The organism is Streptomyces sp. NPDC029526 (assembly GCF_040637405.1).
GTDB lineage: Bacteria > Actinomycetota > Actinomycetes > Streptomycetales > Streptomycetaceae > Streptomyces.
On the sequence record NZ_JBEZWE010000007.1, the window covers coordinates 250,526 to 274,929 of the forward strand.

General features: G+C 74.1%; 21 protein-coding genes. 16 read left to right on the forward strand and 5 right to left on the reverse strand.

Going from position 1 to position 24,404, the window contains the following annotated elements; all coding sequences use genetic code 11:
- Positions 1-91: 91 nt before the first annotated feature.
- The 4 genes from AB0F01_RS18770 to AB0F01_RS18785 are packed head-to-tail and all read left to right on the forward strand — an operon-like array spanning position 92 to position 4,164.
- The gene (locus tag AB0F01_RS18770) at positions 92-1,261 is read left to right on the forward strand and encodes a cupin domain-containing protein (RefSeq protein WP_362096576.1); all 1,170 of its coding nucleotides are present in this window, start codon (positions 92-94) and stop codon (positions 1,259-1,261) included.
- On the forward strand, positions 1,258-2,106 hold the full coding sequence (locus AB0F01_RS18775; RefSeq protein WP_362096579.1) for a fumarylacetoacetate hydrolase family protein: 849 nt from the start codon (positions 1,258-1,260) through the stop codon (positions 2,104-2,106). The genes AB0F01_RS18770 and AB0F01_RS18775 overlap by 4 nt, the downstream gene beginning before the upstream one ends.
- A complete protein-coding gene (locus AB0F01_RS18780) occupies positions 2,106-2,816 on the forward strand; it encodes a maleylpyruvate isomerase family mycothiol-dependent enzyme (protein ID WP_362096582.1) in 711 nt (236 codons plus the stop codon). Before AB0F01_RS18775 ends, AB0F01_RS18780 begins: the two co-directional genes overlap by 1 nt.
- 31 nt (positions 2,817-2,847) lie before the next feature.
- A complete protein-coding gene (locus tag AB0F01_RS18785) occupies positions 2,848-4,164 on the forward strand; it encodes an FAD-dependent oxidoreductase (protein WP_362096585.1) in 1,317 nt (438 codons plus the stop codon).
- Between the two features lie 80 nt (positions 4,165-4,244).
- On the opposite strand, the gene AB0F01_RS18790 is transcribed toward AB0F01_RS18785, so the two are convergent.
- The gene (locus AB0F01_RS18790) at positions 4,245-5,162 is read right to left on the reverse strand and encodes a kinase (protein WP_362096588.1); all 918 of its coding nucleotides are present in this window, start codon (positions 5,160-5,162) and stop codon (positions 4,245-4,247) included.
- 200 nt (positions 5,163-5,362) lie between these two features.
- Between AB0F01_RS18790 and AB0F01_RS18795 the strand changes: the two genes are divergently transcribed.
- From AB0F01_RS18795 to AB0F01_RS18835, 9 genes are all read left to right on the forward strand, one after another.
- Entirely contained in the window at positions 5,363-6,388 is a 1,026-nt protein-coding gene (locus tag AB0F01_RS18795; protein WP_362096591.1) for a pyridoxal-phosphate dependent enzyme, read from the forward strand.
- A 1-nt stretch (position 6,389) separates the two neighbouring features.
- On the forward strand, positions 6,390-7,241 hold the full coding sequence (locus AB0F01_RS18800; protein ID WP_362096594.1) for a DUF364 domain-containing protein: 852 nt from the start codon (positions 6,390-6,392) through the stop codon (positions 7,239-7,241).
- The gene (locus AB0F01_RS18805; RefSeq protein ID WP_362096597.1) at positions 7,238-8,536 is read left to right on the forward strand and encodes an MFS transporter; all 1,299 of its coding nucleotides are present in this window, start codon (positions 7,238-7,240) and stop codon (positions 8,534-8,536) included. Before AB0F01_RS18800 ends, AB0F01_RS18805 begins: the two co-directional genes overlap by 4 nt.
- Complete coding sequence (locus AB0F01_RS18810; protein WP_362096600.1) at positions 8,533-9,585, forward strand: iron ABC transporter permease; 1,053 nt, start codon at positions 8,533-8,535, stop codon at positions 9,583-9,585. Before AB0F01_RS18805 ends, AB0F01_RS18810 begins: the two co-directional genes overlap by 4 nt.
- 1 nt (position 9,586) lies before the next feature.
- A complete protein-coding gene (locus AB0F01_RS18815) occupies positions 9,587-10,447 on the forward strand; it encodes an ABC transporter ATP-binding protein (protein ID WP_362096603.1) in 861 nt (286 codons plus the stop codon).
- 15 nt (positions 10,448-10,462) lie between these two features.
- A complete protein-coding gene (locus AB0F01_RS18820) occupies positions 10,463-11,479 on the forward strand; it encodes an ABC transporter substrate-binding protein (protein ID WP_362096606.1) in 1,017 nt (338 codons plus the stop codon).
- A gap of 128 nt (positions 11,480-11,607) precedes the next feature.
- Positions 11,608-12,381: a hypothetical protein gene (locus AB0F01_RS18825; RefSeq protein ID WP_362096609.1), complete on the forward strand. Its 774-nt coding sequence runs from the start codon at positions 11,608-11,610 to the stop codon at positions 12,379-12,381.
- 328 nt (positions 12,382-12,709) lie between these two features.
- Positions 12,710-13,318 carry a sigma-70 family RNA polymerase sigma factor gene (locus AB0F01_RS18830; protein WP_362096612.1) on the forward strand — a complete coding sequence of 203 codons (609 nt, stop codon included), beginning with the start codon at positions 12,710-12,712 and terminating at the stop codon, positions 13,316-13,318.
- Positions 13,319-13,430: 112 nt separating this feature from the next.
- The gene (locus tag AB0F01_RS18835; RefSeq protein WP_362096615.1) at positions 13,431-14,420 is read left to right on the forward strand and encodes an alpha/beta hydrolase fold domain-containing protein; all 990 of its coding nucleotides are present in this window, start codon (positions 13,431-13,433) and stop codon (positions 14,418-14,420) included.
- Between the two features lie 498 nt (positions 14,421-14,918).
- Here AB0F01_RS18835 and AB0F01_RS18840 read toward each other — a convergent pair whose 3' ends face one another.
- The 4 genes from AB0F01_RS18840 to AB0F01_RS18855 form a co-directional block, all read right to left on the reverse strand.
- On the reverse strand, positions 14,919-15,902 hold the full coding sequence (locus AB0F01_RS18840) for an ABC transporter ATP-binding protein (RefSeq protein ID WP_362096657.1): 984 nt from the start codon (positions 15,900-15,902) through the stop codon (positions 14,919-14,921).
- A gap of 50 nt (positions 15,903-15,952) precedes the next feature.
- Positions 15,953-17,929, reverse strand: a complete 1,977-nt coding sequence (locus tag AB0F01_RS18845; protein ID WP_362096618.1) for a dipeptide/oligopeptide/nickel ABC transporter permease/ATP-binding protein — start codon at positions 17,927-17,929, stop codon at positions 15,953-15,955.
- Positions 17,929-18,879 (reverse strand): ABC transporter permease, encoded by a 951-nt coding sequence (locus tag AB0F01_RS18850; RefSeq protein WP_362096621.1) that lies wholly within the window; start codon positions 18,877-18,879, stop codon positions 17,929-17,931. The genes AB0F01_RS18845 and AB0F01_RS18850 overlap by 1 nt, the downstream gene beginning before the upstream one ends.
- 82 nt (positions 18,880-18,961) lie before the next feature.
- On the reverse strand, positions 18,962-20,515 hold the full coding sequence (locus AB0F01_RS18855; RefSeq protein ID WP_362096660.1) for an ABC transporter substrate-binding protein: 1,554 nt from the start codon (positions 20,513-20,515) through the stop codon (positions 18,962-18,964).
- Positions 20,516-20,752: 237 nt separating this feature from the next.
- Between AB0F01_RS18855 and AB0F01_RS18860 the strand changes: the two genes are divergently transcribed.
- The 3 genes from AB0F01_RS18860 to AB0F01_RS18870 all read left to right on the forward strand — a co-directional run bounded on the left by AB0F01_RS18860 (position 20,753) and on the right by AB0F01_RS18870 (position 24,301).
- A complete protein-coding gene (locus tag AB0F01_RS18860) occupies positions 20,753-21,472 on the forward strand; it encodes a FadR/GntR family transcriptional regulator (protein WP_362096663.1) in 720 nt (239 codons plus the stop codon).
- A gap of 311 nt (positions 21,473-21,783) precedes the next feature.
- Positions 21,784-22,806, forward strand: a complete 1,023-nt coding sequence (locus AB0F01_RS18865) for an alpha/beta fold hydrolase (protein ID WP_362096624.1) — start codon at positions 21,784-21,786, stop codon at positions 22,804-22,806.
- Between the two features lie 25 nt (positions 22,807-22,831).
- Complete coding sequence (locus tag AB0F01_RS18870; RefSeq protein ID WP_362096627.1) at positions 22,832-24,301, forward strand: exo-alpha-sialidase; 1,470 nt, start codon at positions 22,832-22,834, stop codon at positions 24,299-24,301.
- Positions 24,302-24,404 lie beyond the last annotated feature (103 nt).

The window sequence follows — 24,404 nt, forward strand, 5'->3', positions numbered from 1 at the left end:
ACTGCCGGGCGTCCGCCTTCCGGCCATCCTCTCATGTTCTGCTGTGCAGAATTCTCATGTTCTCCAGAGCGATACACGTCACCCTGAGGTCATGACGCACTCCTCCCTCGCCCACGACACGGTGACGGGTTCCCCGGTCCGGCTCGAAGCCGTGGCCGCGGAGGGGCAACCCGAGGTCACCCCCGCCCTCGAAGAGCTGTACCGGGGCTTCGAGAAGGAACTCCTGGTCCCGCTGTGGACCGAGATCGGCGACCTGATGCCGGCCCACCCGCGGTCCCGCGCCCTGCCGCACCTGTGGCGGTGGGAGCGCCTGCGGGAACTGGCCGCGCAGGCCGGCGAGCTGGTCCCGGTCGGCCGCGGCGGCGAGCGCCGCGCCATCGCACTCGCCAACCCCTCCCTCGGCGGGCGGCCCTTCGCCACCCCGACGCTGTGGGCGGCCATCCAGTACCTGATGCCCGGTGAGGACGCCCCGGAGCACCGCCACACCCAGCACGCCTTCCGCTTCGTCGTCGAGGGCGAGGGCGTGTGGACGGTCGTCGGCCGCGACCCGGTCGCCATGCGGCGCGGCGACTTCCTGCCGCAGGCCGGCTGGAACATGCACGCCCACCACAACGCCACCTCCGAGCCGATGGCCTGGATCGACGGACTGGACATCCCCTTCCAGTACACGAGCGAGGCGCAGTTCTTCGAGTTCGGCCGCGACGAGATCAGCGACGCCGAGCGGATCACCCCCGACCGTTCCCGCTCCGAGCGGCTGTGGGGCCACCCCGGCCTGCGCCCGGTCGGTGCCGCCCCGGCCGGCCCCGGCTCCCCGCTGCTCGCCTACCGCTGGGAGCACACCGACCGCGCCCTCGCCGACCAGCTCGCCCTCGAGGCTGAGGGGTACGAGGGCACCGTCGAGCCCGGCCACGCCGCCGTGCGCTTCTCCGACCCGGCGACCGGCGCCGACGTCCTGCCGACCATCCGCGCCGAGGTGCACCGCGTCGCACGCGGCACCGAGACCGCCCCGGTGCGCGAGACCGGCTCCTCGGTCTACCAGGTCTTCGACGGCTCCGGCACCGTCACCGTCGGCGACACCACCTGGTCGGTCAGCCGCGGCGACCTCTTCGTCGTCCCCTCCTGGCAGCCGTTCTCGGTCCGTTCCGAGGCCGGGTCCACCGACTCCGACTCCGGCGCCCTGGACCTGTTCCGGTTCAGCGACTCGCCGATCTTCGAAGCCCTGCGGCTCGACCGTACCCACGTGGAAGGAACCACCCGATGAAGCTCGCCACCCTCCGCACCGGCGGCACCACCCGCGCCGTCAAGCTGGACGGCGACGTCCTGGTCGACCTCGGCGCCCCCGACCTGGGCGCCCTGCTCGCCGAGGAGGGCTGGGCCGAGCGCGCGGCCGCGGTCACCTCCGACGGCGCCACCACCTACCCGGTGGCGGACGCCGACTTCGCCCCCGTGGTGCCCGCCCCCTCCAAGGTGGTGTGCGTCGGCCTCAACTACCGCAACCACATCCAGGAGATGGGCCGTGACCTGCCCGAACACCCCACGCTGTTCGCCAAGTTCGCCGACTCCCTGATCGGCGCGACCGACGACATCGTCCGGCCCGGCGAGACCGAGCAGTTCGACTGGGAGGTCGAGCTCGCGGTCGTCGTCGGCAAGGGCGTGCGCCGGGCCCGCGGCGAGGAGGCCGAGCAGGCCGTCGCCGGCTTCACCGTGCTCAACGACATCACCTGCCGGGACTGGCAGTTCCGCACCCGCGAGTGGCTCCAGGGCAAGATGTGGGACTCCACCACCCCGGTCGGCCCGTACCTCGTCACCCCCGACGAGCTGCCGGGCGGCGTCCGCCCCGCCCTCGACGTCACGCTCACCGTGGACGGCGAGGTCATGCAGTCCGACACCACCGGCGACCTGCTGTTCGACCCGGTCGACCTGGTCGAGTACGTCTCGACCATCACCCGGCTGAACCCCGGTGACATCATCGCCACCGGCACCCCCGGCGGCGTCGGCCACGCCCGCAAGCCCGCCCGCTACCTCCTCGGCGGCGAGCGGATCGTCACCGAGATCCAGGGCATCGGCCGCCTGGAGAACACGGTCGTCAAGGAGAAGTCCGCCTGATGGCCCGCACCTTCGACCAGGCCCGCGACTGGAGCAGGCACGGCACCGAGCTGCTGCTGAAGGCCGCCGACGGTCTCGACGCCGCCGCCTTCGCCGAGCCCAGCGCCCTGCCGGGCTGGAGCCGGGCCCACCTGGCCGCCCACGTCGCCGCCAACGCGGAGGCGCTGTCCAACCTGGTGCACTGGGCCGCCACCGGCGAGCCCACCCCCATGTACGCCTCCCCCGAGGAGCGCGCCGCCGGCATCGAGCGGGGCCGGGCCCTGCCCCCCGCCGAGCTGACCGCGTGGCTCCGTTCCTCGGCCGAGGCACTGGAGGCCGGCATGTCCGCGCTCGGCGAGGACCAGTGGCGCCGCGAGGTGGTCACCGCGCAGGGCAGGACCGTGCCGGCCACCGAGGTGCCCTGGCTGCGCTCCCGGGAGGTGTGCGTGCACGCCGTCGACCTGGCGGCCGGCGTCACCTTCGCGGACCTGCCGGAGGACTTCCTGGCCGCCCTCTGCGACGACGTGGTGGCCAAGCGCTCCGCCGCCCCCGGCCCGGCCGTGACCCTGCGGGTGCCGGCCGGCGACACCAGCTGGAACCTGCCCGGCGACGGCGAACCCGCCCTGGTCGAGGGCGCGTTGCCGGACCTCGCCGCCTACCTCACCGGCCGTGGCGCCGGGCCGCTCGCCGCCGACGGCAGGCCCGCCCCCACGCTGGGCGCCTGGCTCTGACCAGGGGTCCGCGAACCGTAAGGAACCGATCATGAACCCTGAACCCACCCCCGCCGGGCGGCCCGACGTCCTCGTGGTCGGCGGCGGCATCGGCGGCCTCGGCGCCGCCTTCGCCCTGTCCCGCCAAGGGCTGCGGGTCCGTGTCCTGGAACGGGCACCGGCGTTCGGCGAGGTCGGCGCGGGCCTGCAGATCGCGCCCAACTGCACGCGCATCCTCCACGAGTACGGCCTGCTCGACGAGGCCCGGACGCTCGGTGTGGTGCCGGACGCCATGGTGATGCGCGACGCCGTCGACTCCAGCGAGCTGACCCGGCTGGACCTGCGCGACCTCGAACGCCGCTACGGCTTCCCGTACATGGTCATCCACCGCAGCGACCTGCACGGCATCCTGCTGCGCGCCTGCGAGCGCGCCGGGGTCGAACTGCTCACCGACCAGACGGTCGTGGACTACGAGCACACCGACGACGGCGCCCTGGTCCGCCTGGCCGACGGCGGCACCCACCAGGCCCCCCTGGTGATCGCCGCCGACGGCCTGAACTCCGTGGCCCGCGCCAAGCTGATCGGCGACGACGTGGTCAGCTCCAGCTACGTCGCCTACCGGGCGGCCGTCCCGATCGAGCAGGTCCGGGACAACGGCATCGCGGAGAACGACGTCACCGTGTACGTCGGCCCGCGCTGCCACTTCGTGCAGTACGCCCTGCGCGGCGGTGACATGTTCAACCAGGTCGCCGTGTTCGAGTCGCCCAAGGCCTTGGCCGGCCAGGAGGACTGGGGCACCCCGGACGAGCTGGACGCCGCCTTCGAGGCGACCTGCGACCCGGTGCGCAAGGGCATCCCGCTGATGTGGCGGGACCGCTGGTGGCGGATGTTCGACCGGGACCCGGTCGACACCTGGGTCCACGGCCGCATCGTCCTGCTCGGTGACGCCGCGCACCCGCCGCTGCAGTACATGGCGCAGGGCGCGATCATGGCCATCGAGGACGGCTGGGTGCTCGCCGAGCACTACGCCCGGCTGGCCGGGGCCGCCCCGGAGGGCACCGAGCCCGCGTGGGAGGACGCGCTCGCCGCGTACCAGGCGGTCCGGGTGGAGCACTGCCGCCGCGTCCAGACCACCGCCCGCGCCTGGGGCGACCTGTGGCACCTCGACGGGGAGCCGCGGCTGCGCCGCAACGCGATCATGCGGGCCCGGGACACCTACGACTACCACTTCACCGACTGGGTGTACGGCCCGACCGCCCTGACTCCCGACGAGGAGCCGCCCATGTTCACCCCGATCCCGCTGTCCTCGGCCGCCCCCGAGGAGACCGGGGGAGGTGCCCTGGCGGCGACCGGCAGCGGCGCGGCGTAGACCCTCGACGCCCGCCGCCGGCCCCGCGCCGCCTCCACCGCCGCCCACGACCCCTGCCGGGGACGTGGGCGGCGGCTTTTTCACGCGGGCACCGGCGGGGGAGGGGCGACGGGCCGGACGGGTCCGGAGAAACCGAGCGTCCGGTAGACCGTGACCCCGTGGGCTTCGTGCGAGAGCCCCGCGCACGCCTGCGCCGCCGCGGTCGCGCGGTGCGTGTACGCCGGGTCCCTGGTGTCCAGCAGCACACCCAGGGCCGTCCCGCTGTGGCCGACCGCGACGCCCAGACCGCCGACCTCGCGGCAGATCTCGCACAGCGGGTCCAACAGCCGTTTCGGTCGCAGCGCCTGGTTCATCAGCGCGCTGCGGGTGGCGATCCGGCCCACCGCGGCGAGGTCCTGGGAGCGCACGGCGAGGGTGAGCCGGTCCAGCAGGCGCGCGTACTCGCGCCGGTCGGCCGCCGTGAACGGTTTCGGCAGGCGGTTGAAGGCGACCGTGTCGACCGCGCCGCCCTCGTCCACGCCCACCACGGCCATCGGCGGCAGTGAACCGAGCACCGCCCGCAGCCGCACGCTGCGGTGGTGGAAGGCGACGATGCCGGGATGCAGCACGCCGTCGGTGGGCTCGATGCGGGCCAGGAGCCGCTCGATCCGGGCAGCCGGCATGGCCAGGCCGAGGGCCTGCCCCACGGCCCGCGCGGTGGCGACCAGATCGGCGGACGAACTGGCCAGGCCCTTGCCCTCCGGCAGCAGGCTGCTGACCGTGAGGACCCCGCCGGCCGGCCGCGGCGCCTCGGCGAGCAGGAGCCGGGCCAGCCGCAGCGCCTTGAGCTTCCCGGCCGGCCGCACCACCACATCGGTGGCCGCCGGGTCCGGTCGGAAGACCGCCCGCGACCACCGCGCCACCGGCAGGGTGACCAGGAAGTCCCCGTCCCTCTCCGGCAGTACGCCCTGCAGCAGTTCGCCGAAGGTGCCGTGGGCGGTACCCACTCCGGTGCGCACGCGAGTCCTCCGTGATGGGATGTCAGCGGTCGTAGATGAAAGTGAAAACCATTTGTACGTGAGTCCCGCCCGGTGGAGCAACCCCGCGTTCGGCTGCCCGTCCGACGTCCGCGTCACGCGCCCCTTTCGGTGTTGACAATCATTTTCATTTGATGTGATGCTCACGCCGGTCCCGTCCCCGACCCGACAGGAGGACCGGCATGGACCCGCACATCGCGGAAGCGGTCAAGAGACCGGATCTCGTCTCACTGCGACCGGACTTGGTCTGTCTCCGCTTCGAGAGCATGAAGCTCCACTCGGCCCTCGGGGCGGTGCGCCACCTGCTGGAGACCGGCGTCGTCCGCCCCGGTGACACGCTCGTCGACAGCTCCAGCGGCATCTACGCCCACGCGCTCGCCCTCGCCTGCCACCGGTACGGGATGAAGTGCCACATCGTGGGCTCCACCACCGTCGACCGCACCCTGCGCGTCCAGTTGGAGATCCTCGGCGCCACCGTGGAACAGGTCCGGCCCTCCGAAGACCTGCGCCTGGACCAGGAGTCGAGGGTGCGGCGCATCGCCGAGATCCTCGCCCGCAACCCGACCTACCACTGGATGCGCCAGTACCACGACGACATCCACTACCTCGGCTACCGCGAGGTGGCCGCCCGCCTCGACCGGGAGATACCCGACGGCCCCCTGACGCTGGTCGGCGGAGTCGGCTCCGGAGCCTCCACCGGCGCCCTCGCCACCTGGCTGCGCGAGGCCGGCCGCGACGTGTCGCTGGTCGGCGTCCAGCCCTTCGGGAGCGTCACCTTCGGCGCGCAGCACGTGGCGGACCCGGACATGATCATCGCCGGGATCGGCAGCGCCATCGAGTTCCGCAACGTCCGCCACGCGCTCTACGACCGGATCCACTGGGTCGGCTTCGACTGCGCCCTCTCCGGTGCCGTCCAACTGCTGCGGGACACCGGCATCTTCGCCGGCCTGTCCACCGGCGCCGCCCACCTCGCCGCTCACTGGGAACGCCGCCGGGACGGGGCCCGTACCCACGTCTTCATCGCGCCCGACACCGGCCACCGCTACGTCGACGACGCCTACGCCCGGCACCGGGAGGCGAAGGACCCCGACGCCCTGAAACCGCACGAGATCACCGACCTGCGCGACCTGCGGCGCCCCTGGTCCACCGCGGCCCGCGCCGACCTGCGCCTGCCGAACTCCCCCCGCCCCGCCGACCGGAGAGACTGACATGCCCCACCCCGAGCCGCGCACCGTGGCCGCCCTGACCGACGCCGTCCTGGCCGGCGCCCACGGACCCGACCCCGGCACCCTGCACGTCACCAGCGCCTTCCGGCTCTACCACACCACCCGGCTGGCCGGCGGCGACGTCACCTACCACAACCACTACTTCGTCCTGCGGACCGGACCCGTCTTCGGTGCCTGCGCCTTCGAAGCCGGTGAACTCGCCCCCGAGATCTGCGAGAACGCCTCCGGACACACCCTCGCCGCCCTGTTGCGCCATCCGGCGGCCCCCGTCCGGACCGCCGCGCTCGACGCCTACCTCTCCCACGTCACACCCCACCGGGAGGCGCCCGGCGCCGAACCCGTCACGCTGCCCGCCGGCACCCCGGAAGTCCGGGCCCGCGCCCGGGACGCCGCCGTCGCCTCGCTCCTCGACATCGCGCCGGGCGCCAAGGTCGCCCTCATCGGCGTGGTCAACCCGCTCATCGCCGCCATACACGAGCGGGGCGGCGTCTGCCTGCCCTGCGACCTCAACCTGCGCACCACGCAGTGGGGCGAGCCGGTCACCGACGACATGACCGAGGTGCTCGCCGCGGCCGACGCCGTCGTCGCCACCGGCATGACCCTGAGCAACGGCACCTTCGACCTCGTCCTCGAACACTGCCGGGACCAGGACGTCCCCCTCGTCGTCTACGCCCAGACCGGCAGCGCCGTCGCCCGCGCCTTCCTCTCCCGAGGCGTCACCGCCCTGAACGCCGAGCCCTTCCCGTTCTCCCAGTTCAGCGCCGAGTCCACGACGATGTACCGCTACCGGACCGGCCGCCCGGCCCCCGCACTCCCCGGCGAGGACGGCCCGTGAACACCGACGCCTCCCGCAACCCCGGGGCGGGCGCGGGGACTTCGCCGGGTAAGGACCCCCTGCCGGGCGACCTCGTGATGGCCCGCGCCCTGTGGCCGGTACTGCTGGCCTCCGCCGTCGGACTGCTGCCGTTCACCGTCTTCAGCACCTACCTCGTCCCCATCGCCGACCGCGCCGGCAGCGGCGTCGCCGCCGTCGGCGGCCTGCGCGGACTCGGCGGGCTGGCCGCCCTCCTGGTCGGCACCGCCCTCGCCCCCTTCCTCGACCGGGTGCGCCGCGACCGGGCGGCGGCGGGCGCGCTCGTCGTCCTCGGCGCGTCGGCGGCGCTGGGCGCGAGCGGCGACTTCGTGCTGCTGGCCGCCTTCTGCCTGCTCGTCGGCGCGAGCACCGCCGTACTGAACCCGGCCCTCACCGCCGCGGCCGCCGACCGGTACGGCGACGGGCCGGCGGCCGGGCGGGCGGCGACCCTGGTCACCGCCACCCAGTCGATGACCGCGATGCTCGCCGCACCGGCCGTCGCCCTGCCCGCACTGCTCTGGGGCTGGCAGGGCGACCTCCTCGCCGTGGCCGCCGCCTGCCTCGTGCTCGCCGCGGTCGTCCTGGCCCGCGGCCGGCGCGAGGCGGCCGGGGACCGCCCGGGTGCCGGGGCCGCCCGGCACCCCGGCTACCTGGCCTCGTTCCGCGGACTCGCGGCCGTCCCCGGCGCGGTGCCGCTGCTGCTCGTCTCCCTGCTGCGCACCGCCGTGTTCATGGGCTACCTCGCCTACCTGGCCGCCCACTACGGCGATCGGTTCGGGCTCGACCCCGCCGTCTTCGCCCTCGTGTGGACGCTCAGCGGCACCGCGTACTTCGTCAGCAACCTGCTCACCGGACGGATCACCAACTCCGCCGCACCCCGCCTGAGCACCGAACGGCTCCTCGTCCTGGGCCTGTTGACGTCCCTGGCCTCGGTCGTCGCCTTCTACGCCACCGACCGGCTGCCGCTCGCCCTCGCGCTCACCGCGCTGCACGCCGCGAGCCACGCCGTCGTCGCCGCCTGCGCCGTGAGCCTGCTCGTGCGGCGCTGCGGAGCCCGGCGCGGGGCCGCGCTGAGCCTGAACGCGGCGGGGCAGAGCCTCGGCGTCTTCGCGGGCGCGGCCCTCGGCGGCGCGGGCCTCGCCCTGGCCGGCGACGCGGGCATCGCCACCGTCTTCGGCGCCCTCGTGGCCGTCGCGCTCGGCGCCGCCCTGCTGGTCGTCCGCACCCGCCCGGACGAGCCGGAGGAGCTGGACCAGGACCCGGGGCGGACGCCATGAGGGAACGGCTCGCCACCCGGGGCGGACTCCTCGCGGCCTGCGCCGTACTGCTGGCGGTCCTGCTCGCCTCCGTCGTCGTGGCCGTCGGCCTCGGCGCCGCCGTGATCACCCCCGCCGAGACGGCCCGCCACCTGTGGGCGGCCCTCAGCGGCGGCACCGTCACGACCGAGGAGGTGACCACCCATCAGATCATCTGGCAGATCCGCACCCCGCGGGTCCTGCTGGCCGCGCTCGTCGGTGCCGGACTGAGCGCGGCCGGGGTCGCCATCCAGGCGCTGGTGCGCAACGCGCTCGCCGACCCCTTCGTCCTCGGCGTCTCCTCCGGGGCGTCCGTCGGCGCCGTCGCGGTGACCGTCACCGGCGGACTCGCCGCGCTGGGCGTCCACGCGGTGTCCGCCGGCGCCTTCCTCGGCGCGCTGGCCGCGTCGCTGCTGGTGTACGCCGCCGCCCTGCACCGCGGGACGCTCTCCCCGCTGCGGCTGGTGCTGACCGGTGTGGCGATGGCGCTCGGCTTCCAGGCCGTGATGAGCCTGATCGTCTACACCGTCCCCGACGGCGAGGCCACGAGCACGGTCCTGTACTGGACCATGGGCGGCTTCGGCGCCGCGACCTGGGGCGCGCTGCCCGTCGTGGCCGCCGTCGTGCTGCTCGGCGTGGCCGTGCTGCGCCGGCACGGCAGGGCCCTGGACGTGCTCGCCCTCGGCGACGAGACGGCGTCGAGCCTGGGCGTCGACCCCGACCGGCACCGCAAGGGCCTCCTCGTCCTGGTCTCCCTGATGACCGGCGTGATGGTCGCCGTCAGCGGCGCCATCGCCTTCGTGGGGCTGGTGGTGCCGCACGTGGTGCGGATGGTCGCCGGGGCGGGCCACGCCCGGGTGCTCACCGTCGCGCCGCTCGCCGGAGCGGTGTTCATGGTGTGGGCCGACCTGGTGGCCCGGACCGTGGTCGCCCCGAGGGAACTGCCGCTCGGCGTCATCACCGCCCTGGTCGGCGTGCCGGTCTTCGTGACCCTGATGCGCCGCCGCCGGTACCTGTTCGGGGGGAACTGAGATGGACCTGCGACTCGACGGGCTGTCGGTGGTGACCGACGGCCGCAGCCTGGTGCGCGAGCTGTCCCTGGAGGTGCCCGACGGCAGCGTCGTCGGCCTCGTCGGACCGAACGGCAGCGGCAAGTCGACCGCGCTGCGGTGCGTGTACCGGGCCCTGCGCCCCACGGCCGGCACGGTCCTGGCCGGCGGGGACGACCTCACCCGGCTGCCGGTGCGCCGCGCCGCGCGGATCGTCGCCGCCATGACCCAGGAGGGGGCGGTCGACCTCGACTTCACGGTGGAGGAGGTCGTCGCCCTCGGCCGGGCGCCCCACCTGCCGGGCAACCGGGCCCTCGGGGCACGGGAACGCGACCTGTGCGAGCGGGTCATGGACCGGCTCGGCATCAGCGGCCTCGCCCGGCGCGGTGTCCTCACCCTCTCGGGCGGCGAGCTCCGGCGCGTGCTGCTGGCCCGCGCCCTCGTCCAGGAGCCGGAGATCCTCGTCCTGGACGAGCCCACCAACCACCTCGACCTGCGTCACCAGCTCGACATGCTCTCCCTGCTGCGCGGCTCGGGGCTCACCGTCCTGATCGTGCTGCACGACCTCAACCTCGCCGCGGCGGCCTGCGACCGCCTCGGCGTCCTCTCGGCCGGACGCCTGGTCGCCGCCGGGAGCCCCGCCGACGTCCTGACCCCGCAGCGGATCCACGACGTCTTCGGCGTGCGGGCCGACGTCGTCCCGCACCCCCTCACCGGCCACCCGCAACTGCTGTTCGCACTCGGATCCGGCCCGGACGACGGCCCGGACGACGGCCCGGACGACGGCTCGAACGACGGCCGGGGCGACGGCCCTAACAACGGCCTGAACGACACCTCCACCTGAAAGGGCACTGTCACCATGCACACCCCCCGATCCTCCCGTCCGGCCCGGCGCCGGGCCGCCGTCGGCTGTGCCGTCGCGGCCACCCTGCTGCTCAACGCCTGCGGAGCCGAGGTGAAGTCCGCCGCCGGGTCCACCGCGGAGACCGTCACCGTCGAGCGCTGCGGCGAACCCGTGGAGTACACCGTGCCGCGCCGGGCCGTCGCCTACGAGGGCGGCAGCGCCGACAAGCTGTTCGCCCTCGGTCTGACCGACCACGTGCACGGCTACGTCATGCCGCCCGCCAACCCGCCGGTGAGCGAGTCGCCGTGGGCGTCGCAGTACGCCGAGGTGAAGATGCTCAGCGACGACCTCCTCAACAAGGAGGTGGTCGTCGAGGCGCGCGCCGACCTCGTCGTGGCCGGCTGGAACTCCGGCTTCAAGGACGAGCGGGGCATCACCCCCGAGATCCTCGACCGGCTGGGCATCCAGAGCTTCATGCACACCGAGAGCTGCTTCAACTACCCCGGCCATCCCGAGCGGATGCGCCCCTTCGAAGCGCTCTACACCGACCTCGAACGGCTCGGGCGCATCTTCCGCGTCGAGGACCGCGCCCGGCGGGTGGTGGCCGGGCTGCGGAAGCGGGTGGAGGCCGTCGCCGACCGGGCGCCCGCGGACGGCCGCCGTCTCCCGGTCTTCCTCTACGACTCGGGCACCGACCAGCCCTTCACGGCGGGCAACCAGGTGCCGCCCGACGACATCATGCGCTTCGCGGGCGCCCGCAACGTCTTCGACGGGCTCGACCAGCGCTGGACCCAGGTCACCTGGGAGGCCGTGGCCCGCTCCGAGCCGGAGGTCGTCATGATCCTCGACTACGGGGACAAGCCCGCCGAGAAGAAGATCGAGTTCCTGCGGACCTCACCGCACACCCGGGACCTGCCCGCCGTCCGGAAGAACAACTTCTTCGTCCTCGACTACAACGAGGGCATCAGCGGCCCGCGCACCGTCGACGGTCTGGAGAAGTTCGCGGCCTACCTGCGCACGCTCTCCGGCTGAGCCCGTCGGGGCCGGTCGCCCGCTCCGGGGCCGCCGTGCCGAGCGTCACACCCGCCGGGCCGAGCGGGGGACCGCAACCGTCCGTACTCCCGGTGGGCGCGTGGACCGGATGCGAGGATGTGACCTCGATGAGTGCAGGGTGGGGTGCGCGCACGGTACGGGCCGCGGTGTTCGCGGCCGTCTGTGTGCTGCTCGCCGCGCTCGGCCACGCGATGATGTCCGGCGCGGCGGTGCCCGGGTGGGCCCTGACCGCCGGCGCGGCGGTCAGCGGTGGCGCGGCCTGGTGGCTCGCCGGACGGGAGCGCGGGCCGGTGCTCGTCGGTGCCGTCACCGTCGTCGCGCAGGCGGCCCTGCACGCCGGCTTCTCGCTCGCCCAGGCGTTGACCGGCCCCCCACGGGCGGGCGGTGACACGCTGCTCGGGCGCTGGCTGGACCACCTGCTGTGCGCCGCTGCCGCCGGCCCGGACGGCCACCACCTCCCGGCGCCCGGCCCCGCCGGTCACGCGGCGCACGCGGGTCACGCCGGTCACGCGGCGCACGCCGGCCACCGGGGGCACGATCCGGGTGCCGAGCACCTGGACGCGCTCGCCTCCGTCCCCGGCCCGGTCCTGGACCACGGCGCGGCCGGGCTCTCCCCGTCCGGCATGCTCGCCGCCCACCTGCTGGCCGCGCTGCTGTGCGGCCTGTGGCTGGCGCACGGCGAGCGCGCCGCCTTCCGCCTCCTGCGGGCCGTGGCCGGACTGCTGCTGACGCCCCTGCGCCCGCCGCCCCGGCTCCCCGCGCCGCCGGAGCGTCCGCGCGGGCCCCGGCGCACCACGGGCGCTGACCGCGTCCCGCGCCTGCTGCTCCTCACCCACGCGCTCACCTCCCGGGGGCCGCCGGCCCGGCGCGCTGTCGCCTGACGACAGCCGGATCCCCGGGGCCGCGGCTCGCCGCCGCCGACGCCGGGCGGCACCGTGACCGGCGCCGCCCGAACCGCCGGTTCCCGCCCCGGGCACCGGCCGCGCACCTCCGTGCCCGGCCGCCACTTCCCCCTCCCGCCCTCACCGGCCCCGCCGTGCCCCGGGCCACCGTCCGGTGCCCGCGCGCCGGCGTGCCCCCGGCCCGCGCGCCGCCGTGCCCGTGCGGCGTGCCCCGGCGCGCACCCACCCGTCACGCGACCACCCGTCACGCGACCGCCCGGCGGCCGGCCGAGGGCCCGGAACCCGGACCGCCCGGAAGGACACCCACGTGACCACCCCTGCCCTCGTGCCGCCACCGGCACGGCCCCACGACGAGACCACGACCGCCTGGGCCCTGGCCGCCCGGGGCGGCGACCCCGACGCGGTGGACCACCTCGTACGGGCCCTGCACCGGGACGTCCGGTGCTTCCTGCTGTTCCTCGGCGCCGACCCGCAGAACGTCGACGACCTGGCGCAGGAGACGTTCCTGCGGGCCCTCGGCGGCCTGCACCGGTTCGAGGCCCGTTCCTCCGCCCGTACCTGGCTGCTGGCGATCGCCCGCCGCACGCTGGCCGACAGCATCCGGCACACCGCCCGCCGTCCCCGGCCCGCCGGCACCGAGGACTGGGCCGCCGCCGTCGAGGGCGCCCAGCCGCGCGGCCTGCCCGGCTTCGACGAGGGCGTCGCCCTCGGCGGCCTGCTGGACGCGCTGCCCGCCGACCGGCGCCGGGCGTTCGTGCTGACCCAACTGCTGGGCCTGCCCTACGCGGAGGCCGCCGCCGTCACCGACTGCCCCGTCGGCACGGTGCGTTCCCGGGTCAGCCGCGCCCGCACCTCGCTGGCCCGGTGGCTGGACGAGGCGGAACGGCCGGGCGCCCTGGACGCGGAGGCGCCGTGATGTGACCGTTCTCCGGTGTGGTGGTGACCGCCGTGATCGCGTTGACCGCGGTGACCGCGTTGACCGCGGTCACCGTCGCGATCCGTGCCCCCGAGGAGTGAGAGGCCGCCCCATGACCAGCAGGCGCAGCACGACCGGCGGTCCCGGCCCGGCCGGCGGAACCCCGGTGTCCCGGTGGCGGGAGCCGGTGGTCCCCCGCGCACTCGTCCCGCTGCACCTGCGGCTGACCGGCACCAACCGGCGGTACGTCACCGCCGAGGGTGCGCGGCGGCACCTGCGCGAACGGGCGCTGCGGCCCCGCCCGTACGGGCCGCCCCGGCGGCTGCGCGGGGACGTCACCGTGTCCGTGGAGCGGTGGCGGGGCTGGCCCGTCTACACCCTGCGGCCCACCGCCGGCGATGCCCGGGGCGCCGTCGTGTACGTGCACGGCGGCGCCTGGGTGAACGAGATCGTCGCCCCGCACTGGCGCCTGGCGGCGCGGATCGCGGCCGAGGCCGGCACGCACGTCGTCGTACCGGTCCACCCCCTCCTCCCGTACGCCACCGTCAGCGACGTCGTCCCGGCGATGGCCGACCTGTTCCTCACCGTGCGGGAACGGCACGGCGACACCTCGCTGGCGGGGGACTCGGCGGGCGGACAGATCGCGCTGTCCACCGCGGTGCTGCTGCGCGACACCCACCGGGCGGTCGCGCGCCGCACCGTGCTCGTCTCGCCCGCGCTGGACCTCTCCTTCTCCCACCCGGGCATCGACGCCGTGCAGCCGTACGACCCGTGGTTGGCCCGGCCCGGCCTGCGGGTGTTCGCCGACCACTGGCGGGGCGACCTGCCCACCTCCGACCCGATGGTCAGCCCCCTCGCTGCCGACCCGCGCGGGCTGGGCCCGGTGACGCTGTTCTGCGGCACGCACGACATCCTCCACCCCGACGCCCGGCTGTTCACCGACCGGGCGCGGGCCGCGGGGGTGGACGCCGAACTCCACGAGGCGCGGGGGGCCGTGCACGTCTACCCGCTCACCCCCACCCGGGACGGCGCGCGGGCCCGCTCCGTCATCGCGCACCGTCTGCGCGCCCCCGCCGGCGGCGGCCGGGGAGCGGCGGGCTGACTGCCGGATCCCCGGCCGGTACCGGGCGGCGACGGCCCCGTCGGAGGACGGGGAGCGTGCACACCCGGCCGGCCGGGTCCCGGTGCCGGCGGTGGCCGACGAGGACGGCCTTCCCCTGGGCCGCTCGTCTTCGCGGGGCGCCGCGGCCCCACCAGCCGTCGGCCGTGCGGCGCACCGCGGTTCCACCAGCCGTCGGCCGTGCGGCGCGCCGTGGTGGGCGCTGTCCCCGGTGGATGGCCGGGTGGCGGGCGGGTGGCCGTCGAGGACCGAGGCGAGCGCGGTCGGCGGGGGGCGGGTGCGGCCCGGCGTCCGGGCCGGCCGACGAGCAGGGAACGTGTCCGCCCCCCGGGGGACTCCCCGGGGGGCGGAAGGATGACCGGGCCCCGGCGCCACCGGTGACGGGTGGCCGGGACTGCGGGGGCCCGGTGGCCCGCTGGACGGCGCGCGGGAGAGCGCACGCCGTCCGGCGGGTGGTCAGGCGCCCTTCACCGTGCGGACCTACGGCGCGGGCACCGGCACGGGGCCGTCGCCCGGCTGCGGGTGGACGCAGTGCCAGCGGTGGCCGTCCGGGCCGTCCGTCGCGGCCGGGAACGACTGCGCGCACGCGTCGTCCGCCTTCCAGCAGCGGGTGCGGAACGGGCAGCCCGAGGGCGGGTTGGTGGCCGACGGGACCGGGCCGTGCAGGACGATGCGGTCGGGCCGCTCCAGCAGGCTCGGCGTCGCCGACAGCAGGGCCTCGGTGTACGGGTGGCGGGAGGCGCCGGAGACCTGCCCGGACCTGCCCTCCTCCACCACGCGGCCCAGGTAGAGCACGGCGATGCGGTCGGCCAGGTAGCGCACCGTCTGCACGTCGTGCGAGATGAACACCATCGCCAGGCCGAGGCGGGAGCGCAGGTCCACCAGCAGGTTGAGGATCTGGGCGCGCACCGACACGTCCAGCGCGCTGGTCGGCTCGTCGGCGACGATCAGCTCCGGCTCCAGGGCCAGCGCCCGGGCGATGGCCACCCGCTGGCGCTGACCGCCGGAGAGCTGGCCGGGCAGCGCCTCCAGCGTGTGGCCGGGCAGGCCGACCAGGTCGAGCAGCTCCAGCACGCGTCGCTCCCGCTCCTCACGGGTGCCGCGCCGGTGCACGTCCAGCGGGTCGCGCAGGATCCGCCGGACCGGCAGGCGCGGGTTGAGCGCGGTGGACGGGTCCTGGAAGACCACGCCCACGCTGGAACCGAACCGGTCGCGGCGCTCCGCGGCGGGCATCTGCCACAGATCCTGGCCCTTGAAGTACACCCGGCCCTCGGTGGGCTTCTGAAGCCCCGTGACGACCCGGGCCAGGGTGGACTTGCCGCAGCCCGACTCGCCGACCAGGCCCAGGATCTCGCCGCGCCGCACCTGGAGGGAGGCGTCGGTCAGGGCGTGCACGGCGTCCCGGCGCAGGATGCCGCCGCTGCGCGCCTTGTGCCGGACGTGGATGCCGTCGAGCCGGACGATCGGTTCGGCCGCGGTCTCCAGCGGTTCCATCGGGGTGTCCTCGGTGACGGTCATCGGGCACCTTCCAGCGACTTGGCCGACGGGCGCACCGGCGCCGGGTGGTGACACGCGAACAGGTGGTCGGTCGTGCCGTCCCGGTCGGTGGCCGGCGGCGGGGTGGTGGCGCACAGCTCGGTGGCGGCGGTGCAGCGGGAGGCGAACCGGCAGCCGGCGCCGAACGCCTTGGGCGCCGGTACGACACCGCGGATCTGGTGCAGCCGCTCCGCGCCCGCCTCCAGGGAGACGACGGAGCCGAGCAGCCCCCGGCTGTAGTGGTGCGCCGGGTCGGTGAGCAGGGCACGGGTGTGACCCGCCTCGGCGACCTGGCCGGCGTACATCACGGCCACCCGGTGGGCGAGGTCGCCGACCAGGGCCAGGTCGTGGGAGACCAGCACCATGGCGAAGCCGAGTTCGTCGCGCAGCTTCACCAGCAGCTCCACGACCTGGGCCTGCACCGTCACGTCGAGCGCCGTCGTCGGCTCGTCGGCGATGAGCAGCCGCGGGCTGCGGGAGAGCGCCATGGCGATGAGCACGCGCTGGCGCTGGCCGCCGGACAGCTCGTGCGGGTAGCTGCGCAGGGTGCGCTCGGGCGACAGGCCGACCAGTTCCAGCAGCTCGGAGGGGGTGCGGGTGCCGCCGCGCGAGGTGAGCCGCTTGAGCTGGGTGCCGATGAGCACCGACGGGTTCAGCGAGGACATGGCGTCCTGGTAGACCATCGCGATCTCCGGGCCCATGAGGGCCCGGCGTTCCCTCGGCGACAGCTTCAGCAGGTCCCGTCCCCGGTAGAGGATCTCGCCCTCCGCCTCGGCGTTGCGCGCCAGCAGGCCCATGACGGCGAGGCTGGTGATGGACTTGCCGCAGCCGGACTCGCCCACCAGGCCGAGGGTCTCGCCCTCGCGCACGGTGAAGGAGATGCCGTCGACGACGCGGGTGTCGCCGTAGCGGTCGGGGAAGCGGATCGTCAGGTCGCGCACCACGAGCAGGTCGGCGGCGTCCTCGGCCAGCGGGGGCACCGAGGGTTCCGTGGCCTCCAGGCGAGTGGCGAGGCGCTCCAGGGCGGCGTCCACGTCGGCGCGCTCGGCGGCCGGGGCGGCCTCGGCGGTGGCCTGCTCGGCGGTGTCGCCGCCGTCGGAGCGGGCCTTGTCCGGGGAGGCGGCGGCGTCCGTCATGCCCTCGGAGAGGACGTTGAGCGCGAGCACCGTGATCAGCAGGCACAGGCCCGGGAACAGGGTCGCCCACCAGCCGCCGGACAGCAGGATCTGCCGGCCGTACGCCAGCACGCTGCCCCAGCTGGGGTCGGGGTCCTGCACGCCGGCGCCGATGAAGGACAGGCTCGCCTCGAAGATGATCGAGTCGGCGACCATGACGGTGGCGAACACCAGCACCGGGGCGGCGCAGTTGATGGCGACGTGCCGGGCCACGATGAAGTGGCGGCGGGCGCCGATGACCTGCTCGGCGGCGACGTAGTCCTCGCCGTACTGCTCCAGCACGTTGGCCCGGACGACGCGGGCCAGGGAGGGCGAGTAGACGAACGCGATGGTGAAGATGATCACCGGCACGCTCGGCCCGAACACCGCGACCAGCACGGCGGCCAGGGCGATGGGCGGGAACGACATGATGACGTCGAGCGTGCGCATCACCGACTCGTCGGCGAACTTGCGCGAGGTGGCGGCCAGCGAGCCCAGTACCGAGCCGATGACCAGCGCGAGGAGCGTCGCGCCGAGGCCGATGATGAGGGAGTAGCGCGCACCGTGCACCACCCGGGCGAACACGTCGCGGCCGGCCCGGTCGGTGCCGAACCAGTGGTCGCCGTCCGGGCCCTGCGCGGGGGTTCCGGTGGCGAGCGGGTCCTGGGTGAGCAGCGGCGCGAACACCGCGGCCAGCACCACGACGAGGAGGACCCCGAGGGCGATGCGGGAGGGGACGGGCAGTCGGCGCAGGCGGGTGCCGGGCCTGAGCCGCTCGGCGAGGGAGCGTGGGGCGAACATCACACCGTCCTGATGCGCGGGTTGACGAGCAGGTAGAGCAGATCGACGACGACGTTGACCACCAGGAAGGCCACGGCGATGGTGAGCACGGTGCCCTGCACCAGCCCGACGTCACCGCCGGTGACTCCCTCGAGGATCAGCTTCCCCATGCCGGGCAGGTCGAAGATCGCCTCGATGACGACGGCGCCGCTGAGCATGTAGCCCACCTTGACGCCGAGTACGGTCAGCGGGGTGACCAGGGCGTTGCGCAGCACCGACCGGATGATCAGGAACGGGGGCAGGCCGCTGCCCCGCGCGGTGCGCACGTAGTCGCGGTCGAGTTCGGTGACCATGGCGGTGCGGATCAGCCGGGCCAGCGAGGAGGCGACCGGCAGGGCCAGGGCCACCGCGGGCAGCGTCATGCTCTGCAGCCAGCCGCCGAAGTCGTCGGCCGGGTTGACGTAGCCGCCCGTCGGGAACACCGGCATGTTCAGCGCGAACTGCTGGATCAGCAGCACGCCGAGCCAGAACGAGGGCAGGGCGATGCCGGCCATGGACAGCACGCGGAAGACCTGGTCGGGCCAGCGGTCCCGGTACATGGCGCTGAGGACGCCGAAGACCAGGGCCAGCACGACGGCCAGCGACAGGCCCAGCAGCGTCAGCTGGAGGGTGAGCGGGAAGGCGGTGGCGATCCGGTCGGCGACGGGCTGGCTGGGGGGCACGGTGACCCCCAGGTCGCCCTGCACCAGATCGGTGAGGAAGGCGAAGTAGCGGACCGGCAGCGGGTCGTTCAGACCCTGCTCCTCGGCGAACGCGGCACGAGCCTCGGGGCTCGCGCTGTCCCCGAGCGCGTTGTACGCGGGGTCGACCGGTGAGAACTGCAGCACCACGAAGACCAGCAGCGCGATGCCGAGCACCATCACCGGCATCATCGCGACGCGGCGCAGCGCGAGCCGGAGGAATGCAACCATCGTGAGGTTCCTAGGGGTTGGGGGGCCGGGCCGCCGCCGTCCCGGTGGGGGCGGCGGCCCGGCGGCAGTGCGCGGGTGGGGCTCAGGCGCGGCCGACGTCGACGAAGGACAGACCGGTCGTGGGCAGCGGCTTGAAGCCCGGCAGGGTCCCGTCCTTCCACGCGGTGGGCAGCTTGCGGTGCAGCACCGGGTAGAGGGCGGCCTCCTCGGCGACCAGGTCGGTGACCTCGGCCCACAGCTCCTTGCGCCGGGCCTCCTCGGGCTCGGAGGCGGCCTTGTCCAGCAGCGTCCTGACCTTCTTGTAGGCGGGGTCGCCCTTCCAGCCGTAGCGGTTCTCCGGCCAGAAGCCGTAGTAGAACCAGCGCAGCAGCAGGTCCGCGTCGTTGCCGAAGACGGACGGGTCGCCGGGCGCGGCCAGCGCCTCGAAGTCACCCTTGTCGATCTTGGCGTACTGGGCGGGGGACTGGGCGATGTCCAGCTTGGCGTCGATGCCGACGGCGGCCCAGCTCTCCTTGATCAGGGGAGCGATGTCCTTGACCCAGCCGGTGTCGGTGAGGAGCAGGGTGAAGGAGAGCTTGCCGACGCCCGCCTCCTTCAGCAGCTCCTTGGCCTTGGCGGGGTCGTGGCCGTAGACGGTGGCGGCCTTGTGGTAGTCGGGGTGGGTGGCCGGCACATACCCGGTGGCGGGCTCGGCGTTGCCCAGCAGCGCGGTGGAGATGATCTTCTCGGTGTCCAGGGCGTAGTGCAGGGCCTGGCGCACCCGCTTGTCGGCGAAGCGCTTGTCCTTGGTGTTCAACATCAGGAACAGCAGGCCGAAGGACTGGACGGACTCGACCTTGTCCTTGCCGGTGAAGCCCTTGATGTCGATGTAGGGCACGTCCTCGATGGCCTGCACACGGCCGGACTTCAGGGCGCTGACCCGGGCCGAGGGGTCGGACATCAGGTACCAGACCATCTTCTTGGCCTTGGCCGGATGCGGCCCGTTGTACTTGTCGTACTTCTCCATGACGATCTTGTCCTCGCGGACCGCCGACACGAAGCGGTACGGTCCCGAGCCGACCGGCTTGGCGTCGAACGCCTTGGCGTCGGCGCCGGCGATCTTCTTCGGGACGATCCGCACCACGGCGATGCGCGAGGGGAAGAGGGCGAAGGGGTGCTTGAGCTTGAACTCGACCGTCTGCTCGTCGACGGCCTTCACGCTGTCGATGAAGGGCACGAACTGCGCCATCAGCGACGCGTTCTTCGGGTCGAGGACCCGCTCGAAGCTGAAGACCACGTCCTCGGAGGTGACCGGCGAGCCGTCGTGGAACGTGGCACCCTTGCGGAGGGTGGCCCGGTAGGTGGTCGCGTTGATCTTCTGGGGCATCGCGGTGGCCAGCGTCGGCCGGGCGACGAGCGTCGCCGGGTCGAGGTCGACCAGGCCCTCGAAGATGTGCATGTTGGCGGCGAACGGCGTCGCCCCCGAGGTGATCATGGGGTCGAAGCCGGTGGACAGGGGGTAGGAGAGGCCGGCCTCGATGGTGTCGGTGCTGCTGCCGGAGCCGCCCGAGTCGTCCCCGGTGCTGCCCGGGCCGCCGCAGGCGGACAGGCTCGCGGTGATCGCGGTCGCCACACCGATGGCGCCGGTGTATCTCATGAAGGTGCGGCGGTCGACGCCGGCTGCGCTGCGCGGGGACAAGGAATCCTCCTGGCGGGGAGTCAAGACGGGCGAGGGAGCGGAATGGCTGATTCTGCAAGACGGGGTGGCGTGAAACGTATCCCGTCTCCACGCATCAGACGTCTGATGTCTGATGCTTGATAGCGTGGGAACGTAGCCGGGCAACGGGAGAGGGGTCAAGAGGTGGCGGTGGGACAAAGGGCGATTCGAGGTGCCCTGTCGGAGTCGAGAGCGGTACGACAACCTCTGCGACAGGAGGTCGTGGACGGCATCAAGTCGTACATTCTGCGCAATGAACTGCGTCCGGGGGACCCGCTGCCGACCGAGCCCGCCCTGTGCGAGGCGCTCGGTGCCAGCCGCTCCAGCGTGCGGGAGGCGATCAGGATCCTCACCGCGCTCGACATCGTCGAGGTGCGGCACGGCCACGGCACGTACGTGGGCCGGCTGAGCCTGTCCGCCCTGGTCGAGAGCCTGACCTTCCGCGGTCTGCTCAGCCCGGACGACGACTTCCAGGTGCTGGGCGACCTCATCGAGGTCCGCGAGCTGTTCGAGCGCGGCATGGCCGAGCGGCTCGTGCGGTCCCTCAGCGGCGAGCAGATCGACCGGCTGGAGGTGCTCGTCGACGAGATGCGCAAGGCGGGGGCGGGGGAGGGGCACGGCTTCGTGGAGGCCGACCGCGCCTTCCACACGCTGCTCGTGGCCCCCCTCGGCAACGACCTGATCGGCCAGCTCTCCGCGGCGTTCTGGGACGTGTACGTGATCGTCGCCCCCCACCTCGACGTGTTCACGCCGGAGCACGAGACCGCCACCATCGCCAACCACCAGCGCATCGTGAACGCCGTGCGGGACCGCGACCCCGTGGAGTTCGCGGCGGCCCTGACCGAGCACTACGCACCGGTCCGCAAGCGCATCGCGGAGGCCCGCGCCCGCCGCTGACCTGCGCGTACCACGGCGGAGGCGGCCCCGGACGCGGGCCGCCTCCGCCGTTGTGCGTCCGGTTCGCCGTGGGCGTCCGGGTCCGTGCCGGTCCGGACCCGGACGCCCGGACGCTTCGCGGGCGGAGGAGGGCCGGGGCACTTGACGGCGGTCCTCGGGATCTTTAATGTCCCCAGGACATCAGACGTCTGCTGTCAACCGGCGGGCGGCGTCCCCCACGATCCCCTCGTCCCGACCCCTCACGTCCCCGCCTGTCGTCACCCTCCCTCGCGCTGCGCCGCGCGCACGCCTCACCCACCGGGGCCCTCTCCATGCCACTGACGGACCTCACCCTCGCCGAGTGCCTGGCACTCCGGCCCGACCTCGCCGAACCCGCCGACCTCGACGCGTTCTGGCAGCGGACCCTCGACGCGGCCCGCGCGGCGGGCGGGACCCCCCGCTACACGCCCGTGGACACCGGTCTCACCCAGGTGACCACCTACGACGTGACAGTGCCCGGCTTCGCGGGCGAACCCGTCCGCGGCTGGCTGCACCTGCCCGCCGGCGCCCAGGGACCGCTCGGCTGCGTCGTGGAGTTCCTCGGCTACGGGCGGGGCCGCGGCCTGCCGCACGAGCAGGTGCTCTGGGCCACCGCCGGCTACGCGCACTTCATCATGGACACCCGGGGCCAGGGCTGGTCCACCGCCGGCGGCGAGACCCCCGACACCGTCACCCTCAACGGCGACGTGCCCGGCTTCCTCACCCGGGGCGTCAACAGCCCCGACGACCACTACTACCGGCGCGTCCACACCGACGCCGTCCGCTTCGTCGAGGCCGCCCTCGCCCACCCGGCGGTCGACCCCGGCCGGGTCGTCGTCACCGGGCACAGCCAGGGCGGCGGCATCTCGCTCGCGGTCGCCGGCCTCGTGCCGGGGCTGGCGGGCGTCATGACCGACACCCCGTTCCTGTGCGACATCCGCCGCGGCGCCCTGATCGCCGGCGCACCGCCCTACACCGAGATCGCGGAGTACCTGAGCCTGTACCGCGACCGCGCCGAGACCGTCTTCACCACCCTGTCCTACGTCGACGCCGCCGTGCTGGCCTCCCGCGCCACGGCACCGTCGCTGTTCTCCATCGCCATGATGGACGCCGTCTGCCCGCCCTCCACGTGCTTCGCCGCCTACCACCGCTACGGCGGCGCCAAGGACCTGCGCGTCTACGAGTTCAACGGCCACGAGGGCGGCGGCGGCCACCACAAGCGCGAACAGCTCACCTGGCTCAAGGAGCTGTTCGCCGCCCCCCAGCCGGAGGCCGACCCCGGTCCCTCCCCCCTGCACGACCCGCAGTTCGCCTGATCCCCACCTGAGAAGAGGCCCGATCATGCAGCGCAGAGTCACCCTGGCCGCCGTCACCGCGGGCGCCACACTGGCCCTCCTGGCCGCCGGCACCCCCGCCCACGCCGCCGCCCCCGCCCCCGGCACCCTCACCTCGCAGGACATCGCCACCGCCGGCACCGGCTCCCCCCACTACCGCATCCCCGCCCTGACCCGGACCACCAAGGGCACCCTGATCGCCGCCTACGACGCCCGCCCCACCCTCGCCGACCTGCCCAGCAACATCGGCGTGGTGATCCGGCGCAGCACCGACGGCGGCACCACCTGGCAGACCCAGCAGGTCGTGCGCCAGGAGGCCGCCCCCAAGGGCAACGGCGACCCCAGCCTCCTCGTCGACCGCCAGACCGGGCGGATCTTCGCCTTCTACTCCTCGACCGTGAACCAGGGCTACTTCGGCTCGGCGACCGGCAACGACGAGAACGACCCCGACGTCCAGCAGGTCGACTACAGCTACTCCGACGACGACGGCCTGACCTGGAAGCACGAGCGGATCACCGCCGACGTCAAGGACCCGGCCTGGGGCGGCATGTTCGCGGCCTCCGGCGAGGGCATCCAGCTGCGCCACGGCCGGTACGCGGGCCGCCTCATCCAGCAGTTCGCGGTCCGGTACAACGGCGGCAACTACGCCCTGAGCGTCTACAGCGACGACCACGGCGCCACCTGGCAGGCGGGCGAGCTCGTCGGCCCCGGCGCCGACGAGAACAAGACCGTCGAGCTGTCCGACGGCCGCGTCATGCTCAACAGCCGTGCGGCGCCCTACCGCAAGGTGGCCTACTCCAGCGACGGCGGCGTCACCTACACGCCCTTCCAGCAGGACACCGAACTGCCCGACCCCGCCAACAACGGCTCCATCATGCGCTTCGCACCGGACGTGGCCGCCTCCCACCCGCGCGCGAAGTGGCTGATGTTCAGCAACACGGCGACCACCAACAGCCGCAGCAACCTCACCGTCCGCCTCTCCTGCGACGACGGCCAGACCTGGCCGGTGCGCAAGACCGTCGAGGCCGGCTCGGCCGCGTACTCCACGCTGACCCCGCTCGGCAGCGGCACCGCGGGCAACGACCGGGTGGGCCTGCTCTGGGAGCGCGCCAACTACCGGCACATCACCTACTCCTCCTTCGACCTCCAGTGGCTCGGCGGGGTCTGCGCGCCGGTCACCGTCACCCCGCCCGCCTCCCTGCCGGCCGGGCGGACCACCACGGTCACCGTGCGCGTCGTCAGCCAGAACGACGTCACCCTCCCCGGCGGCAAGGTCTCGCTGACCCTGCCGTCCGGCTGGAGCGCCCCCGAGGTCGACGTGCCCGCCCTCAACCCGGGCCAGGGCGCCAACATGAAGATCCCCGTCACCGTGCCCGCGGGCGCGACGGCGGGCAGTGTGAAGGCGACGGCCCAGTACACGGTCCGCGGCCGCCAGCACTCCTTCGGCGACACGACGTTCACCGTCACCGCGCCGTAGTCCCGACGGGCCCCGGCCGGCAGGGTGCGGAGCTCCATCAGCCTGCTGGTCCACCGACCGCCCGCGCGGGGCAGACTGAAGGAGTCCCGCTCCGGGACCAGTT

Bases quoted from the DNA above. Each gene is read 5' to 3' on its own strand.
- AB0F01_RS18810 (WP_362096600.1), top strand. From the start codon at position 8,533: ATGAGGGAACGGCTCGCCACCCGGGGCGGACTCCTCGCGGCCTGCGCC.
- AB0F01_RS18785 (WP_362096585.1), top strand. From the start codon at position 2,848: ATGAACCCTGAACCCACCCCCGCCGGGCGGCCCGACGTCCTCGTGGTC.
- AB0F01_RS18850 (WP_362096621.1), bottom strand. From the start codon at position 18,879: ATGGTTGCATTCCTCCGGCTCGCGCTGCGCCGCGTCGCGATGATGCCG.
- AB0F01_RS18780 (WP_362096582.1), top strand. From the start codon at position 2,106: ATGGCCCGCACCTTCGACCAGGCCCGCGACTGGAGCAGGCACGGCACC.
- AB0F01_RS18835 (WP_362096615.1), top strand. From the start codon at position 13,431: ATGACCAGCAGGCGCAGCACGACCGGCGGTCCCGGCCCGGCCGGCGGA.
- AB0F01_RS18825 (WP_362096609.1), top strand. From the start codon at position 11,608: ATGAGTGCAGGGTGGGGTGCGCGCACGGTACGGGCCGCGGTGTTCGCG.
- AB0F01_RS18800 (WP_362096594.1), top strand. From the start codon at position 6,390: ATGCCCCACCCCGAGCCGCGCACCGTGGCCGCCCTGACCGACGCCGTC.
- AB0F01_RS18870 (WP_362096627.1), top strand. From the start codon at position 22,832: ATGCAGCGCAGAGTCACCCTGGCCGCCGTCACCGCGGGCGCCACACTG.
- AB0F01_RS18855 (WP_362096660.1), bottom strand. From the start codon at position 20,515: ATGAGATACACCGGCGCCATCGGTGTGGCGACCGCGATCACCGCGAGC.
- AB0F01_RS18845 (WP_362096618.1), bottom strand. From the start codon at position 17,929: ATGTTCGCCCCACGCTCCCTCGCCGAGCGGCTCAGGCCCGGCACCCGC.
- AB0F01_RS18795 (WP_362096591.1), top strand. From the start codon at position 5,363: ATGGACCCGCACATCGCGGAAGCGGTCAAGAGACCGGATCTCGTCTCA.
- AB0F01_RS18820 (WP_362096606.1), top strand. From the start codon at position 10,463: ATGCACACCCCCCGATCCTCCCGTCCGGCCCGGCGCCGGGCCGCCGTC.
- AB0F01_RS18815 (WP_362096603.1), top strand. From the start codon at position 9,587: ATGGACCTGCGACTCGACGGGCTGTCGGTGGTGACCGACGGCCGCAGC.
- AB0F01_RS18865 (WP_362096624.1), top strand. From the start codon at position 21,784: ATGCCACTGACGGACCTCACCCTCGCCGAGTGCCTGGCACTCCGGCCC.
- AB0F01_RS18770 (WP_362096576.1), top strand. From the start codon at position 92: ATGACGCACTCCTCCCTCGCCCACGACACGGTGACGGGTTCCCCGGTC.
- AB0F01_RS18775 (WP_362096579.1), top strand. From the start codon at position 1,258: ATGAAGCTCGCCACCCTCCGCACCGGCGGCACCACCCGCGCCGTCAAG.